This is a genomic window from Paenibacillus pectinilyticus, assembly GCF_001700435.1.
In the GTDB taxonomy this organism is placed as follows: Bacteria; Bacillota; Bacilli; order Paenibacillales; family NBRC-103111; genus Paenibacillus_E; species Paenibacillus_E pectinilyticus.
In genome coordinates this window covers 1-15,934 of record NZ_LYPC01000020.1, presented here as the reverse complement: position 1 = coordinate 15,934, position 15,934 = coordinate 1, and the positions used below count along the sequence as shown (strand labels likewise).

Below are 15,934 nucleotides of genomic sequence, written 5' to 3'. Positions count from 1 at the left end.
TTCCAAACTTCCACTATATCGCGCCAAGAACACTAAGAATCAGCGAAGCTTTGGAATTCACCTTCAGCTTACGATTAATCTTCGTTACATAGACACGAACCGTGTTCTCACTGATACCAAGAACTTTACCAATTTGCTTATAATCATAATCTAGCAGCCAATACGTCGCGACTTCTTTCTCGCGCAGCGTAAGCTTAAAGGCTTTTAAGCGTTCTTCCAGCATTTCTTCCACGAACCACGTTTTACTTTGCAGCTCTGTTTTGCGTAATTCATATTCAAGCAGGAGGGCAATCGATTTAATACACGGATACATGAACGGCGCCGATATATGCTGAAAAGCAGTCAAAACCAAGTAACCAATTCCTTGATTATCAGCCGTATTGATCGGCACGCACATCGTAACCCAATTATGCATCGTATCGAGATAATGATCCTCTCCACTTATCCATACGGGACGACCAAGATCTATAGCCGCCGATACCGCATTTGTCCCTGCACTAGATAGCGATAAGGATGACCCAATGCCGATATTGTTCAAATTCGTTGCTTGGAGGATCGACCTCTCATCCCCATTAATTGTTAAAATAACCCCATGACTATCTGTAACCATCAATAAATTAGGAAAGTAGAAGGTGTTCGTCTTCAGATGTGCTTGCCGAAGGATGACATCCATGAGTACTTGGTTTTTAGCTAGCAGCCGTTCCATCATTTTGCCTTGCACTCGAAACCTCACGCGCGTCGAGTCTCGTTGAACGCCATTCAGGAACGATTTTTCATGCAGCTTGGCAATTTCCGCTTGTGAGATACCGACTCTCTCTGTGAATTCATGCATTTGCGTCTCTTCAGCTAATCCTGTCATCAATCCCACTCTCTTTCCCTATACAACGTCGAAATGAATTAGCATTTATTCTTTGTTTATGATCGAAATTATCGTCTGCCGCTGTCTGTATCAACACCCTTACAAAATTATGTATTTTTCGCGCATGTGTCACTAACTATAAGGCTCAAATTGAATGCTTGAAATAGTGCAAAGGTAGTAATTCCAAGAAGATAGTATACTTGTACTACATAAAGACAGCGTTTGCATCCGAAGCACCGCAATTAAGGATTTCTGACACGTGCCATTCGTAGGATAAAAAGTGTTTAAATGTCCCATAAGTAGCTGATATGGATGAATATGTAAGAAAATCGACTCATTCGGCCTTACATGGGTTACAATAGTGAAAGCTAATCTAACATGAAATTTCTCATTATCACTTATTTATAGAAAGGGACGAGACATATGACGCAAAAACTACAAGGCGTGGTCGCTTTGGTAACAGGAGCTAGCCGCGGAGGCGGTCGTGGCATCGCATTAGCTCTTGGCGAGGCAGGAGCAACCGTCTATGTAACAGGTCGCAGTACACGCGCCCAATTGAGTAGAGTTGATGCGATAGGAACAATTGAGGATACAGCAGAGGACGTAACACTTCGAGGTGGTGTTGGAATCGCCGTTCGCTGTGATCATACGAACGAAGAGGATGTTCAGGCGCTCTTTGCTCAGATCAAGCAAGAACAAGGTAAATTGGATCTTCTCGTGAATAACGCTTGGGGCGGTTATGAAAATATCGAGGATGGTGATTTTTTAGCCCCATTCTGGGAGCAGCCCATGCTTCGCTGGGATCAAATGTTTAACGCAGGACTGCGCGCCCAGATGGTTTCGAGCCGCTATGCGATGTCCACCTTTTTTCTGGATCAGAGAAGAGGTTTACTCATTAATACAGGCGTATACAGTGATATCGGCGGTGATTATCCTGTGAATGTCTTCTATGACACGGTCAAAGGAGCTGTCGTCAACATGACCCGCGCTATGTCGCAGAACCTCGAAGCGAACCAGTTGCAAGTAACTGCTGTAGCACTAGCTCCAGGTTGGATGCGCACCGAAGCCGTTTTTCAACACTATGGTTTACAGCCTGGTGATCCTTCGTTCATGAACATCGAAGAGATGCATTCATCAGAATCTGTCGAGTACATTGGCAGGGCAGTCGTCGCACTGGCTTCTGATCCTCAAGTCAGTCTAAAAGCTGGACAACTTCTAGAGGTGGGTCAACTTGCCGAAGAATATGGTTTTACCGATATCGATGGCAGACGTATGCCGCCTTTTCGGGTGTAATAACGCTTATGTCAGTGCGGTTTTCGGTATAAAACCAAGGCGATTGGATGCGGCCATTGTGAGTAGCTGCGATTATCCACTCGCCTTTTCTCTGAATATCAGTCAACTCTCTCAAAGTAGACCACGAGAGTAAGAACAATTCCCCGTCTCCTGACCAATTTCTACGCCAAAAATGTTGCAAATACCCCTAACCCTTTCGACTTCAAAGGCATATTATATAAAAAAAACTTATCCTTTCCCCTAATTATTTTGATAAAGAGATAAGAAAGCCTAGGAGGCGGAAGCCATGACGCTCATTAGAGCAATTGAACAGACATTCTGTAAGTTGCAGACACCGTCGCTAGATCAATTGAAAGAGGCGCTTCAATCGATAGAGCGAAATTTCACCCTAGTCCCTGATTACAAAACTGAGCCAACACAATTCCCCTATGGTAGAAATGTCGTGTATAGTTCACCTCATCTTGAGGTCATTATCATTCACATTCCAGCCTCTCGGGCGACAGCCATTCATAACCATGGCCTGTCCGTTGGTGCGGCTTGCTTAGTTTCAGGATCCTTAGTGAATTCCATCTTCACATTAGATACTGAAGGATATCCTGTTGCACAGAAGGATGATTTTATCCAAGCGGGGGAATATTTCACGGCACCTGCCGAACAAATCCACCAGTTAAATAATCCATTCCATGAGCCAGCTATATCTATTCATGTCTATACACCGCCTCTACGTGAAGTACGCCGTTACTTACCTTATAGTGAAGTTCTGGACTATGTGATTTAAAAGAAAATGAAAACCCCCTGTTCACGCGTCCCAAGACGCCCATACAGGGGGTTTGCTATTTGCTGTTAGCTATGAAAATTATGAAGCACGGTGTGCAAATTAGAATTGAAGAGCGTTCTCGATGAATGCTTTCAATTCAGAAATCGGCATACGCTTTTGTTCCATCGTATCACGATCACGAACAGTTACTTGACCATCCGTCTCGGATTCGAAATCGTACGTGATACAGAATGGCGTACCAATTTCATCATGACGACGGTACCGTTTACCAATCGATCCTGTATCATCATAATCAACCATGAAGTGCTTCGCAAGATCTGCAAATACCGCTTGTGCGCCTTCATTTAACTTCTTGGAAAGTGGGAAAATCGCTGCCTTCATCGGCGCTAACGCCGGGTGGAAATGAAGAACTGTACGACTGTCGTCACCTTCTAGCTTTTGCTCTTCGAACGCATCAATCAAGAGCGCCAACGTAACACGATCCGCACCAAGGGAAGGTTCGATACAATAAGGAACATAACGCTCATTCGTTTCTTGATCGATGTAGTTGAAATCTTCACCGGAATGCGTCATATGCTGCTTCAAATCGTAATCCGTACGATCCGCGATGCCCCAAAGCTCGCCCCAACCGAACGGGAATTTGTACTCGATATCTGTTGTTGCGTTACTATAGTGGGACAATTCATCGTCGTTGTGATCACGAAGACGAAGGTTATCGGCTTTGGCACCTAGGGAAAGCAACCAGTTATGGCAGAAACTTCTCCAATACTCAAACCATTTCAAGTCTTCGCCTGGCTTGCAGAAGAATTCAAGCTCCATTTGTTCGAATTCACGTGTACGGAACGTAAAGTTACCTGGCGTGATTTCATTACGGAAACTCTTACCGATTTGGCCGATACCAAATGGCAGCTTTTTACGCATCGTACGCTGTGCGTTTTTGAAGTTAACGAAGATCCCTTGAGCCGTTTCAGGACGTAGGTAAACAACGTTGGAACTTGCTTCTGTTACGCCTTGGAACGTTTTGAACATCAGGTTAAATTGACGAATATCCGTGAAATCTTTGCTTCCGCAATCTGGACATACGATGTTATGCTCAACGATTAGTTTCATCATGTCATCGAACGTCATACCGTCAACGATGATTTCGATATCTTTCTCAGCGAGCTTGTTCTCGATCAATTTATCCGCGCGGTGGCGGGCTTTACAGCTTTTGCAATCGATCATCGGATCGTTGAAGTTACCTACATGACCAGATGCCACCCATGCTTGCGGGTTCATCAAGATCGCTGCGTCCAACCCTACGTTGTACGGGGACTCTTGAATGAATTTTTTCCACCATGCACGTTTGATGTTGTTCTTCAATTCCACGCCAAGCGGGCCGTAATCCCACGTATTGGCCAAACCGCCATAAATTTCTGAACCTGGGAAAACAAATCCTCTGTGCTTCGCTAATGCGACTACTTGCTCCATCGTTACACTCATTGTTCATTCGCTCCTTAAGCTTCTAGTTAGTGGGCTGCTGACCACCCGGTGACGACCTTCTGGATATGAGCAAACATCAAAAAAGCTCAACATCCAAAGGCATCAAATAATGCCTAGGGACGAGAGCTTGAGCACCCGCGGTTCCACCCTAGTTGATACACCTGCTGTAAGCATGTATCCCCTTTATCGTATTGGCTCCGGATAGCCGTTTCCTTGAGCTTCATCCTGGGCTTTCACCATCCCCAGTTCGCTGAACATGAAGTCGTTCAAGTACTATTCATCCTTCACAGCCACAATTGATCATTCAATTGGTTTTAGTTTACAGAATATCGCCGCAAAAATCAACTTCCCTAATACAAATGGGGCCTGCGATCTTCAAAAACGGGTATTTTGCCCCGCACACGGACAACTTCCTCCAGATCAATGCTAGCGTGCAAAATCGCTTCGCTCTCATCGCCTTCCACCAGCACCTCGCCCCAAGGGTCGATGACCATCGAGTGACCGAAGAAATTCGTGGTACCACTTGTCCCAACGCGATTACAAGAAACAACGTACATTTGATTCTCAATGGCACGCGCCATCAGCAGTGTGCGCCAATGATGCAAACGTGGATGCGGCCACTCAGCTGGTACGAATAGGATGCGTGCGCCGTCAAGGGCCAATTTGCGTGAAAGCTCAGGGAATCGAATATCGTAGCAGATCATCGCTCCCGCTGGTACGCCTTCTAACTCAAACAACCCCAGCTGCTCCCCACTGTGAAGGAACTTCTCTTCATCCATTAAACGGAATAAGTGAATTTTGGAATATTCGGCGATCTCGCGGCCTTCACGATCCCAAGCGTATATGGTATTAAGTACACGATCGTCTCTTTTATCAGCAATAGATCCACCAATAATATTCACACCGTGTGTTCGAGCGAATTCACTTAAGAACGCCTTCGTTCTCTCCCCGTTCATATCAGCAAGTTCGTGAATTTCAGTCAGCGCATAGCCCGTATTCCACATTTCCGGAAAAATAAGCACATCCGGCTTCTGAGCCGCATTCACTGCTTCGAGAAGCAGTTTTTCTAAATGAGCGTAATTCGTGTCGGGTTCACCGATCGTAATATCCATTTGAATAAGAGCAAGATGAAGTAATTGGGTTTGGGACATTTCATTCGACTCCTTCCGGTAAAAAACATCTATTTGTACATATTAGTCGAAATGAACGTCCAACTCAACATCTACCTTTTCTAAATTGTAGGTTTAAAAAGCTTAGATTCCCCTCTAGCAATACTTAGTGTCTGCCAATCCAGTGAAGACCAGTGCTTACAAAGCATCACAATTTGCCCAACATGGTACCCATAATGGGAGACTTGGCGCTGTATCGCTTGCAGAACGGTATGGCTTTCACCACGAATTCGAACTTGGGATAATACCTCCTCAGGAGTGAGAGATGCCAGGGTTGTCAGCAGGACTTGCCAGCCGGCTTCCCATAGGGCAATCAGATCTTCTCGAGAGCGAGTGCCAGCTTCAAATTCACCATCGCGGTCTCGCCATTCTTTTTCCCCATCTGAGGTTAAGAAATCCGTCCAGCGGGACAACATATTCCCATGCATATGCGTGATCAGCACTTCCAGCGAATTCGATTCTTTATCCAGGGTCTCATAAAAATGCACATCCGCTGTTTGCGAGAAAGATTTATCCGCCAGCTTTTTCATACTCTGAAATGCCCGAATCGATTCCTGCAGAAAAACATCAGCCACTTGCCGATTATCCGTCATCCTCATCAACTCCCTGTACTTGAATGCCTTCATTGTATGACAGGGGTAAAATGAAGTACAATCGATTATCTATATCGACTATGAAAAAAAGTTTAATCATGTTACATTTAGGGTATCTTTTAAAATCCCGACCTCCGGAGTGTGAATTAAACCGTGACAAACGTATCATCAACTTCCTCAAAATTCGCCATACAGCCTGCGGAAAGAATGAAGGGTCTTCCTACCCAGTTTTTCGCTACGCTCGTTGGCAAAGCCAATGCCCAAATCGCCGCTGGCCATGACGTCATTAATTTAGGCCAAGGGAATCCAGACCGCCCGACGCCTCCACATATCGTGACTTCCATCCAAGAAGCATCGGCCAATCCGTTGTATCATAAATATCCGCCTTTCAGCGGCTTTCCCTTCCTAAAACAAGCGATCGCGCAGCGTTATAAGGAAGATCACAATGTTGACCTAGATCCAGATACAGAAGTCGCCATTCTGTTCGGCGGCAAAACAGGCCTGATTGAAATCGCGCAATGCCTTTTGAATCCAGGTGATGTCTGCCTAGTTCCTGACCCCGGCTATCCAGACTATTGGTCCGGTGTAGCACTCGCAGGTGCTGAGATGGCTTTCATGCCGCTCCGTGAAGAAAATAATTTCCTGCCTGATTACGCTCAGTTGAAGCAGTCGGACCTCGACCATGCGAAGCTTATGTTCATCAACTATCCCAACAATCCAACAGGTGCGACCGCTCCTGCTTCTTTCTATGAAGAAACCGTTGCCTTTGCTGAGAAAAATGGGGTTGTCGTTGCCAGTGATTTCGCTTATGGCGCCATCGGTTTTGATGGTCAGAAGCCGATTTCCTTCTTACAAACGCCGGGTGCCAAAGAAGTCGGGATCGAGTTCTATACCCTCTCCAAAACCTACAACATGGCCGGCTGGCGCGTAGGCTTCGCTCTCGGCAACAAAGAAGTGATCCGCCTCATCAATTTGATGCAGGATCACTATTACTGCTCCCTATTCGGCGGCATTCAAGCTGCTGCTGCTACTGCATTGACAGCATCGCAAGACTGTGTAACCGAGCTTCGCGATGTGTATGAGAGTCGTCGCAATGCACTCTATACGGCACTGGCAAGCATCGGTTGGAACGCTAAACCATCACAAGGATCTTTCTTCTCGTGGCTGCCTGTTCCTAAGGGGCATTCGTCACAGAGTCTTGCCGATTTGCTTCTCGAAGAGGCAAAGGTCGTTGTTGCGCCTGGTGTAGGCTTTGGAACCCATGGCGAGGGGTACGTCCGATTAGGCTTATTATCCTCAGAAGAACGATTGGCAGAAGCCGTGCAACGGATCGGGAAGTTGAATCTTTTTTAGTTGGACCTTATTAGACAAGGCTATTACACCTTTACAAAAACTTGCGTACCATGCTATTCTAGATAGAATCAAAATTACAAACAGCAACGTTATGATGGGAATAGTACGATACGTGCCGCACGTAACCAGGGAGTAAGCTCCACTGACTGAGAGAGCTTGCCGTGAACCGAATCCGAACCCGCCCCTGAACCGTCAACGATGAGTTGAACAGTGCCCTACTGTTACAGAGGGAATCTAGAGTTGAGCGCTTTGTATTTGACATGCGCTAATCTAAGGTGGTACCGCGGAAGCAACAGACTTTCGTCCTTATGTAATAAGGACGGGAGTCTTTTTTGTTTACCACAATAGAAAGTGTATGTTTTCGGTTCTCGAAAACATCTTTCTATTTGGCGATAAAACCTACATCAAAACAGGGTCGCTCATCCTCGAATGGCCGCGATATAGGTTTTCTCATACATAATTCGTAAAATCAAAGGATGGGATCGGTATGACTCAGCGAATCGTCGTCAAAATCGGCAGCTCCTCTTTAACTTCAGATACGGGCGGCCTTAATCCGGATAAACTACGTTTCTTCGCGTCGGAGCTGGCGCGCTTGCAGCAAGAAGGCAACCAAGTGCTGCTCGTGACCTCAGGCGCGGTAGCCGCAGGCTTCACTTCCCTTGGCTACCGCACACGGCCCAAGGTGCTGCATGAGAAACAGGCCGCCGCAGCCGTCGGCCAAGCGCTCTTAATGCAGGCGTACCACGAAGCATTTGCATCCCACGGCGTGAGCGTGGCGCAAATTCTGCTGACCCGGTACGACTTCTCGAACCGCAAGCGCGTCCAGAACGCGATGATGACGATTGACGAGCTGCTGCAGCGCGGCGTCGTGCCAATCATTAACGAGAATGACACCGTCTCGGTCGATGAATTGAAATTCGGCGACAACGATACCTTGTCGGCACTCGTGGGTAATTTGGTCAAGTCGCACAAATTGATCATCATTACCGACATGGACGGCCTGTACACGGACGATCCACGTAAGAATGCGAACGCGCAGCGCATCGATCGCGTAGATGCGATCAGCGATGAGCTGTTCAGCTTCGCTGGGGGATCAGGGAGCGCGGTCGGCACCGGCGGCATGCGCTCCAAGGTCGAGGCCGCCCGCATCTCGATGCGCGGGGGCGTGCCAGTCTTCATCGGGCGCGTGCTGGAGCCCGGAGATTTACAGCTTGCCGTGAACGGCACCGGCAAGGGCACATATTTTGACACGGCGCTGAACAATCTGCCGGTCAAGAAGCAATGGGTCGGCTTCCACTCGCTGCCCCAAGGGCAAATCATCGTTGATCAAGGCGCCAAGGCGGCCCTAATCAACGGCGGCAAGAGCCTGCTCCCTGCTGGTATCACGGGAGCTGTCGGCGACTTCCACCCCGGCGACGTCGTCGAGGTGATATGCACGGAAGGCACGCTGCTTGGCCGCGGCGTCGTCAATTATGCGGCTTGGCAAGTGCAAGCCGCAGCAGGTCTCTCAACCGATGAAGTCCAGAAGCGTGTCGAGGTCTCACGCATCGAAGTGATCCACCGCGATGAATGGGTGCCTTTGACTTAACATAGGAAAGTGAGGATTTCCCAACAATGAGACAACAACGACTATTAAATCCAACCTTACGGGATGTGCCAGGAGATGCCGAAGCCGCCAGTCACAGACTCATGCTGCGTGCAGGACTGATCCGTCAGCTTTCCAGCGGTATATATTCCTACTTACCATTGGGTCTCAAGGCCCTCCAACATATCCAAACGATTGTACGGGAAGAAATGGATCGTGCTGGCGCGCAGGAAATGCTCATGCCGGCTCTCCATCCTGCCGAATTATGGAAAGCTTCCGGCCGCTGGGATGTCTACGGGCCAGAGCTTATGCGGCTGGAAGACCGACATGGTCGTGAGTTTGCCCTTGGCGCTACACACGAAGAAGTCATCACGACGCTCGTCAAAGATGAAATTCATTCCTATAAGAAGCTGCCAGTCACCCTATATCAAATTCAAACGAAATATCGCGATGAACGCAGACCTCGATTTGGACTTTTGCGAGGACGAGAGTTCCTAATGAAGGATGCTTATTCCTTCGATCGTTCTAAGAGCGGCCTCGATGCCAGCTATCAAGCGATGTACGATGCTTATGTCAATATTTTCACCCGTTGCGGCTTACAATTCCGTGCCGTTGAAGCAGATTCAGGCGCGATTGGCGGAACAGATACCCATGAATTCATGGCATTAGCAGAAGTCGGTGAGGATACGATCGTTCATTGTCCTGCCTGCCAGTATGCAGCTAATATGGAGAAAGCGGTTGGACGTATCTCCAACGAATTAGCATCTCCTAGTGATGTGGCGACAACTCTACAACCAACCAAAATCCACACACCAGGTGTCACAAGCATCAAGCAACTAAGTCAATTTCTTCACATGGATACAAAGCAAATGATTAAGTCGCTCGCCGTACTAGCAGACGGTAAACCTGTCATTGTGTTAGTCCGAGGAGATCTCGAGATCAATGAAATCAAGCTTAACCACGTGCTTGGCGTACAAGAAGTTACAATGCTTTCTGAAGCGGACATTACTGCTATAGGGTCCGTAGCTGGATTTATTGGTCCTATTGGCCTTACAAATGTTACGTTGATCGCTGACACGTCCATTCAAGGCTTGCGGAACGCTGTTATTGGCGCAAACGAAGCTGATTATCATCTTCAGCACGTAGACGTCTCGCGCGATCTAGGCGACATCACCTATGTGGACGTTCGAAATGTGGGTCTAGGCGAAAGCTGCATCCACTGTGGACATGAACTCGCTTTTGCCAAAGGGATCGAAGTCGGTCATGTCTTCAAGCTTGGCACTACATACAGTGAATCACTTGGTGCTACCTTCAGTGATGAGAACGGGCTCTCCGAGCCGATGATCATGGGCTGCTATGGCATTGGTGTTTCACGTGTACTGGCGGCCGTTATCGAGCAGCATCACGATGAGAAGGGCATTATTTGGCCCGCAGCTATCGCCCCTTACTCTGTTCATCTCTTGACAGTTCAAGTTGGCGATGAGGCGCAAATGGCCTTGTCTGAAGAGATTTATCACACCTTAACCCGTGCAGGCTTCTCCGTCCTTTGGGATGATCGCGAAGAACGCCCAGGCGTGAAATTTAATGATGCTGATTTGCTTGGCTTCCCTCTCCGACTAACTGTTGGCAAAAAAACGAGCGAACGCATCGTCGAATGCAAAGAGCGCCATAACGGTGATCTTTATGAAATGAACGTTGAACAATTGTTAGCGCATTGCCAATCTTTATTCAACTAGGAGGTCTTTCCATGAGTGAAGTTATTCGTAAATCCAAGCTAGCCAAACATGCCGCTCAATTAATGGGCAATCTCACAACCGAACAGAAGAACGAGGCCCTGCTTCTTATGGCGGATGCCTTAATTACCGAACAGCAAGCGATTATTGCAGCGAACGCGAAAGATTTGCAAAAGGGTAAAGAGCTTGGCACAAGTGCTTCCCTTCTCGATCGATTAGCCTTAAACGAGTCTCGTATTGCCGCCATAGCCGAAGGTCTTCGTCAAATTGCTGAGCTGCCAGATCCAATTGGGGATACGCTAGAGTCATTTGACCGTCCAAACGGTCTGCGCATTCGTAAAATTCGTGTTCCGTTAGGCGTCATCGGTATTATTTATGAAGCAAGACCGAACGTAACGGTCGATGCCGCAGGCTTATGTCTCAAAACCGGCAACGCTGTTGTGCTGCGTGGCGGTTCTTCAGCCCTATTTTCCAATGAGAAAATTGTTGAGGTCCTACATACAGCTTTGGAGCGCTCCGCCCTCCCTGCCGATGCCCTGCAATTAATCGTTAGTGCGGATCGCAGCTCTGTGGATGAAATGCTTAAGCTGAACGGCCTGATCGATGTGCTGATTCCACGTGGTGGACAATCACTTATTCAAAATGTTGTCAATAACGCTTCCGTTCCAGTCATTGAAACAGGCGCAGGCGTATGTCATACTTTTATAGATCAAAGTGCACAGCTCGATATGGCTGTTCGCATTGGAATTAATGCAAAAGCGCAGCGTCCTTCTGTGTGTAACAGCATGGAAACCTTGCTCGTACATGAGGCGATTGCGGAGCAGCATCTCGCAGCGATTGCAGAAGCTTTCCAAGGTGCACACGTGGAGTTGCGAGGCGATGAGCGTTCCCGCGAATTGGTTCCAAGCATGCTTGTCGCTGAACAGGCTGCCTGGGGCACAGAATATGGGGATTATATTTTAAATATAAAAGTCGTCAAAGATTTGGATGAAGCTTTAGCGCACATCCGTGAGTATGGCACGATGCACTCCGAGTGTATTGTGACGGAAGATGCTGCCAATGCAGAGAAATTCCTGCAGGAAGTGGATGCTGCTGCCGTTTATCATAACGCGTCTACTCGCTTTACGGATGGTTTTGAGTTCGGCTTTGGCGCTGAGATTGGTATTTCTACGCAGAAACTTCACGCTCGTGGTCCAATGGGGCTGCCTGCCTTAACTTCAACCAAATACCGCGTCTACGGAAGCGGACAAATACGCGAATAGTTACTATTCCAATTAGGAGGAAGATCTGATGTCTAATGCTTTATCACAAGCGAAAATTGCCTTTGTCGGCGCAGGTTCTATGGCCGAAGCCATCGCCCGTGGCCTCATTCAGAAAGAAGTAGCTAATCCGCAGCACGTATATATGATGAACCGCTCCAATCAAGATAGACTCGCCTATCTCCGCTCGGAATACGGCTTGCAAGCAAGCTCAGATCCAGCAACTAAAGATACTTTTATCCGAGAAGCGGACGTCGTCGTTCTCTGTATGAAGCCAAAGGATGTAGAATCCGCATTCGCAGAGCTAAGGCCCCTTCTGAACGAAGGCCAGTTACTTATTTCCGTGATTGCTGGCTTATCGATCGAGAAAGCGGAGAAGTTATTGCAATCGAATATGCCGATCGTTCGCACAATGCCAAACACATCTTCAACCATCGGATTAGGCGCTACAGGAATGAGCTTCTCCTCTAAGGTTAATGATACATTCAAGCAGCTTGCAATCCAAATGTTTGAAGCCGTAGGGATTGTAACCATTGTTGATGAAGATAAGCTCGAAGTTCTTACTGGTGTATCCGGAAGCGGTCCTGCCTATGTGTATTATTTCATGGAAGCCATGATCAAAGCGGGAATCGAAGGCGGTCTTAACGAAGAAGATGCGAAGCAACTCACACTTCAAACCGTACTTGGCGCCGCACACATGGTGAAGATTACGAAGGAAGATCCAGCGGAATTACGCCGCAAAGTTACCTCGCCTAACGGTGCAACGCAAGCGTCAATTGAAGCCTTGGATCGCTACCAATTCAGCGAAGCTGTGGCACAAGCCGTGTTTCATTCCGCCGCGCGAGCCAAAGAAATGGGCGAGCAAATTGCCTCGAGTAGCCCAGTAGGCAAATCGGTTTAATTTATTTTCCAACTCTAATTAACGCACTGATTCTAGTTAAAGCAGGTGAATGTTCCACATGACGAAGAGTTCTTATTGTTTAGCTACCTATCGGAGTTTCGATGAGAAAGCCGATTTCCATAAAAAAGCCACAGGCATCGCCGTTGGTCTGACTGTAGGCAGCTGGACGGAATTGCCAGAAGCCCAGAAGGCTTCCATGGAGAAGCACTTGGGCAAGGTCGTGTCCGTTGAGGTTCATGAACCCGCTCCTGGTGAGCCAGCTTCGAGCCGCTATGCGGATATTACGATCGCGTACCCCGATGTGAACTTCAGTCGAGATATTCCCGCGCTGTTGGTCACGGTATTTGGCAAATTGTCGATGGATGGCAAAATCAAACTGATCGACCTTGCCTTCTCTTCCGATTTCCTCGCTGGGTTCCCTGGCCCGAAATTTGGGATGCAAGGTGTTCGTGACCTACTTGGCGTGCATGATCGCCCGCTGTTAATGAGTATTTTCAAATCCGTCGTGGGCTACGAATTGCCAGCACTTCGCGAACAGTTTTACTTGCAAGCGGCAGGCGGTGTCGATCTCATCAAGGATGATGAGATTCTATTCGAGAATCCGTTAACGCCGATGGAGAAACGGATTGCAATTTGCCTCGAAGCTGCTGAACAAGCGACACGCGAAACAGGCCAAAAGCTTCTCTATGCCGTTAACTTAACGGGACCAACGTCCAAGTTAGCTTCGCAAGCGAAGAAAGCGATCGCGGAGGGTGCGAATGCGTTGTTATTTAACGTATTAGCCTATGGTTTCGATGTGCTGCATGAGTTAAGTTCGGATCCTGAAATCCGTATCCCTATAATGGCACACCCGGCTATGGCCGGCGCCATGTATCCTTCATCGCATTACGGGATATCTGCTTCCGTATTGTTGGGTAAGCTAATGCGGCTTGCTGGCGCTGACTTAGTCCTGTTCCCTTCTCCCTACGGCTCCGTTGTGATGCCGAAAGAAGAGAATTTAGCGATTAAGCATGTGCTCTTAACGCAAGATTTACGTAAAGATTACACGTATCAAGCGCCAGATGAGATAGAATTGAAATTAGCATCGAGCTTCCCTGTACCATCCGCAGGCATACACCCAGGTCTCGTTCCGCTTATTTTGCGTGACTTCGGACATGATGTTATCGTAAATGCGGGCGGTGGTGTTCACGGTCATCCGATGGGTACTATCGCTGGTGGACGAGCTTTCCGTCAAGCGATTGACGCCACTTTACAAGGTACATCATTGCGCGACTATGCCCAAACACATCCAGAATTGCAATCCGCGATCGATACTTGGGGGATTAAAGAATGAGTAAGGAACGCATTATCTTCTGTGACTTTGACGGTACCATTACCGTTAACGATAACATCGTTGCGATTATGAAGCATTTCAAACCCGAAGGCTGGGATGATCTTGTTGATAAAATCGTGACACAGCAAATTTCCATTCGTGAAGGTGTTGCGGCTATGTTCGCCCTACTTCCTACCTCACGCAAAGCTGAAATCGTGGATTATGCCATTAATAATGCTGTGATCCGCGACGGTTTCGCTGAGTTTGTCACCTATTGCAAGGAGCAAGGGATTACACTGTTGATTACGAGCGGCGGTATTGATTTCTTCATTTATCCGCTGCTTCAATCTTTTCCGATTCCTAAGGAACATATTTATTGCAACGCAAGCTCATTTGAAGGCGAAACTATTGAGATTCTATGGCCGAATCGTTGCGATGAACACTGCAAGACAGATTGCGGCATGTGCAAAACGAGCATCATTCGGTCCTACGATTCTGAGCGGTATGAGCGCATTATTATCGGAGATAGCATCACCGATTTCGAAGGTGCCAAGTTGGTCGATACGATATTTGCCCGATCTCATCTCATCGAGCGATGCGAGCAGCTAGGTTATGCGTATCACCCATTCGAAACCTTCTTTGATATCATCAAGCAATTGGAGGCTGAACCAGTCCTATGAGTATTTTACTAGAAGAAAAACAGCGTGCATTCGCTGATTTACGTGATATTAAGGCCAATCTTGCAGCGCGCGGATGGTTCCCAGCGACTAGCGGTAACCTGTCTATTCGCGTAGGCGGCTTTGAGCCGAGTGAATTTACCTTTGCCATCACATCAAGCGGCAGAGATAAATCCGTCCAAACACCGGAGGATTTCCTGCTTGTTAATGAGAAAGGCGTTCCAACGGAAGCTACAAGCTTGAAGCCTTCAGCGGAAACTTTGATCCATAGCGAGATCTATCGTTTAACAGGCGCAGGTGCCATTTTCCATGTGCATACGATTTATAACAATCTTATTTCCGAACTGTATGGGGAGCGCGGGAGTATTCCCGTTGATGGCGTTGAGCTGATCAAAGCGTTCAATATTTGGGATGAGGAAGCTCAAATCGAGATTCCTATTCTGCCTAACTATGCGGAAATTCCGCGTATCGCCGCTCTTGTCGAAGGCGCGATCGTGCCGCGTATTCCAGGGATCGTGCTACGTAAGCACGGTATCTATGCGTGGGGAGCGAATGCGTTCGAAGCGAAGCGCCATCTCGAAGCGTTCGAGTTCTTGTTCGAATATGTGTATCGTTTGCATTTGTTGCAAAAGTAAGCTCGCATATGTCGAGCTTGCTCATCTGCGTTAAATATAAAAAATAAATAAGCAAGCTAGTTTTTCTTATTTATCATTAAATCGGTGCATCTGATGGATGAAGACCACAGAGTGTGCTTATTATCTGCAAATCGCTGCATGGTGGGTTACTTCACGGAGAATAAGCAAGTTAGGCTTGCTTATTCTCTAATTTTGCAGTAATTTTAACCAAATAAGCACCTCTGTGCTCTTCTGTCAAGAAAGTAGACGTCACTAAGTTAAGCCACCCGCTGATAATATAGCTGCTCAAAGAGCGCTGGGGACAT

Annotated in this window: 14 protein-coding genes; 10 read left to right on the top strand and 4 right to left on the bottom strand. The window is 47.5% G+C overall.

What is annotated here, in order from left to right; all coding sequences use genetic code 11:
* Positions 1–13: 13 nt before the first annotated feature.
* A complete protein-coding gene (locus A8709_RS13970; protein WP_065852994.1) occupies positions 14–859 on the bottom strand; it encodes a helix-turn-helix domain-containing protein in 846 nt (281 codons plus the stop codon).
* Positions 860–1,282: 423 nt separating this feature from the next.
* Here A8709_RS13970 and A8709_RS13965 point away from each other — a divergent pair, with 423 nt between their 5' ends.
* A complete protein-coding gene (locus A8709_RS13965) occupies positions 1,283–2,152 on the top strand; it encodes an SDR family NAD(P)-dependent oxidoreductase (protein ID WP_065852993.1) in 870 nt (289 codons plus the stop codon).
* A gap of 286 nt (positions 2,153–2,438) precedes the next feature.
* A complete protein-coding gene (locus A8709_RS13960; RefSeq protein WP_065852992.1) occupies positions 2,439–2,930 on the top strand; it encodes a cysteine dioxygenase in 492 nt (163 codons plus the stop codon).
* 99 nt (positions 2,931–3,029) lie between these two features.
* On the opposite strand, the gene A8709_RS13955 is transcribed toward A8709_RS13960, so the two are convergent.
* The 3 genes from A8709_RS13955 to A8709_RS13945 form a co-directional block, all read right to left on the bottom strand.
* The gene (locus A8709_RS13955) at positions 3,030–4,412 is read right to left on the bottom strand and encodes a glycine--tRNA ligase (RefSeq protein WP_065852991.1); all 1,383 of its coding nucleotides are present in this window, start codon (positions 4,410–4,412) and stop codon (positions 3,030–3,032) included.
* 350 nt (positions 4,413–4,762) lie between these two features.
* Entirely contained in the window at positions 4,763–5,563 is an 801-nt protein-coding gene (locus A8709_RS13950; RefSeq protein WP_065852990.1) for a carbon-nitrogen family hydrolase, read from the bottom strand.
* 80 nt (positions 5,564–5,643) lie between these two features.
* Entirely contained in the window at positions 5,644–6,174 is a 531-nt protein-coding gene (locus A8709_RS13945; RefSeq protein ID WP_065852989.1) for a DUF1572 family protein, read from the bottom strand.
* Between the two features lie 153 nt (positions 6,175–6,327).
* Between A8709_RS13945 and A8709_RS13940 the strand changes: the two genes are divergently transcribed.
* The 8 genes from A8709_RS13940 (at position 6,328) to mtnB (ending at position 15,629) form a co-directional block, all read left to right on the top strand.
* Positions 6,328–7,527, top strand: coding sequence for a pyridoxal phosphate-dependent aminotransferase (locus A8709_RS13940; protein WP_065852988.1), 1,200 nt, complete (start codon positions 6,328–6,330; stop codon positions 7,525–7,527).
* Between the two features lie 487 nt (positions 7,528–8,014).
* Entirely contained in the window at positions 8,015–9,115 is a 1,101-nt protein-coding gene (gene proB / locus A8709_RS13935; protein WP_065852987.1) for a glutamate 5-kinase, read from the top strand.
* Positions 9,116–9,141: 26 nt separating this feature from the next.
* Entirely contained in the window at positions 9,142–10,848 is a 1,707-nt protein-coding gene (locus tag A8709_RS13930; protein ID WP_065852986.1) for a proline--tRNA ligase, read from the top strand.
* Between the two features lie 11 nt (positions 10,849–10,859).
* Positions 10,860–12,107, top strand: a complete 1,248-nt coding sequence (locus A8709_RS13925) for a glutamate-5-semialdehyde dehydrogenase (protein ID WP_065852985.1) — start codon at positions 10,860–10,862, stop codon at positions 12,105–12,107.
* 28 nt (positions 12,108–12,135) lie between these two features.
* Positions 12,136–13,005 (top strand): pyrroline-5-carboxylate reductase, encoded by an 870-nt coding sequence (gene proC / locus A8709_RS13920; protein ID WP_065852984.1) that lies wholly within the window; start codon positions 12,136–12,138, stop codon positions 13,003–13,005.
* 58 nt (positions 13,006–13,063) lie between these two features.
* A complete protein-coding gene (locus A8709_RS13915) occupies positions 13,064–14,338 on the top strand; it encodes a 2,3-diketo-5-methylthiopentyl-1-phosphate enolase (protein WP_065852983.1) in 1,275 nt (424 codons plus the stop codon).
* Positions 14,335–14,997, top strand: coding sequence for a 2-hydroxy-3-keto-5-methylthiopentenyl-1-phosphate phosphatase (locus A8709_RS13910; RefSeq protein ID WP_065852982.1), 663 nt, complete (start codon positions 14,335–14,337; stop codon positions 14,995–14,997). Before A8709_RS13915 ends, A8709_RS13910 begins: the two co-directional genes overlap by 4 nt.
* Positions 14,994–15,629 carry a methylthioribulose 1-phosphate dehydratase gene (gene mtnB, locus A8709_RS13905; protein ID WP_065852981.1) on the top strand — a complete coding sequence of 212 codons (636 nt, stop codon included), beginning with the start codon at positions 14,994–14,996 and terminating at the stop codon, positions 15,627–15,629. The genes A8709_RS13910 and mtnB overlap by 4 nt, the downstream gene beginning before the upstream one ends.
* The last annotated feature ends 305 nt before the right edge of the window (positions 15,630–15,934 follow it).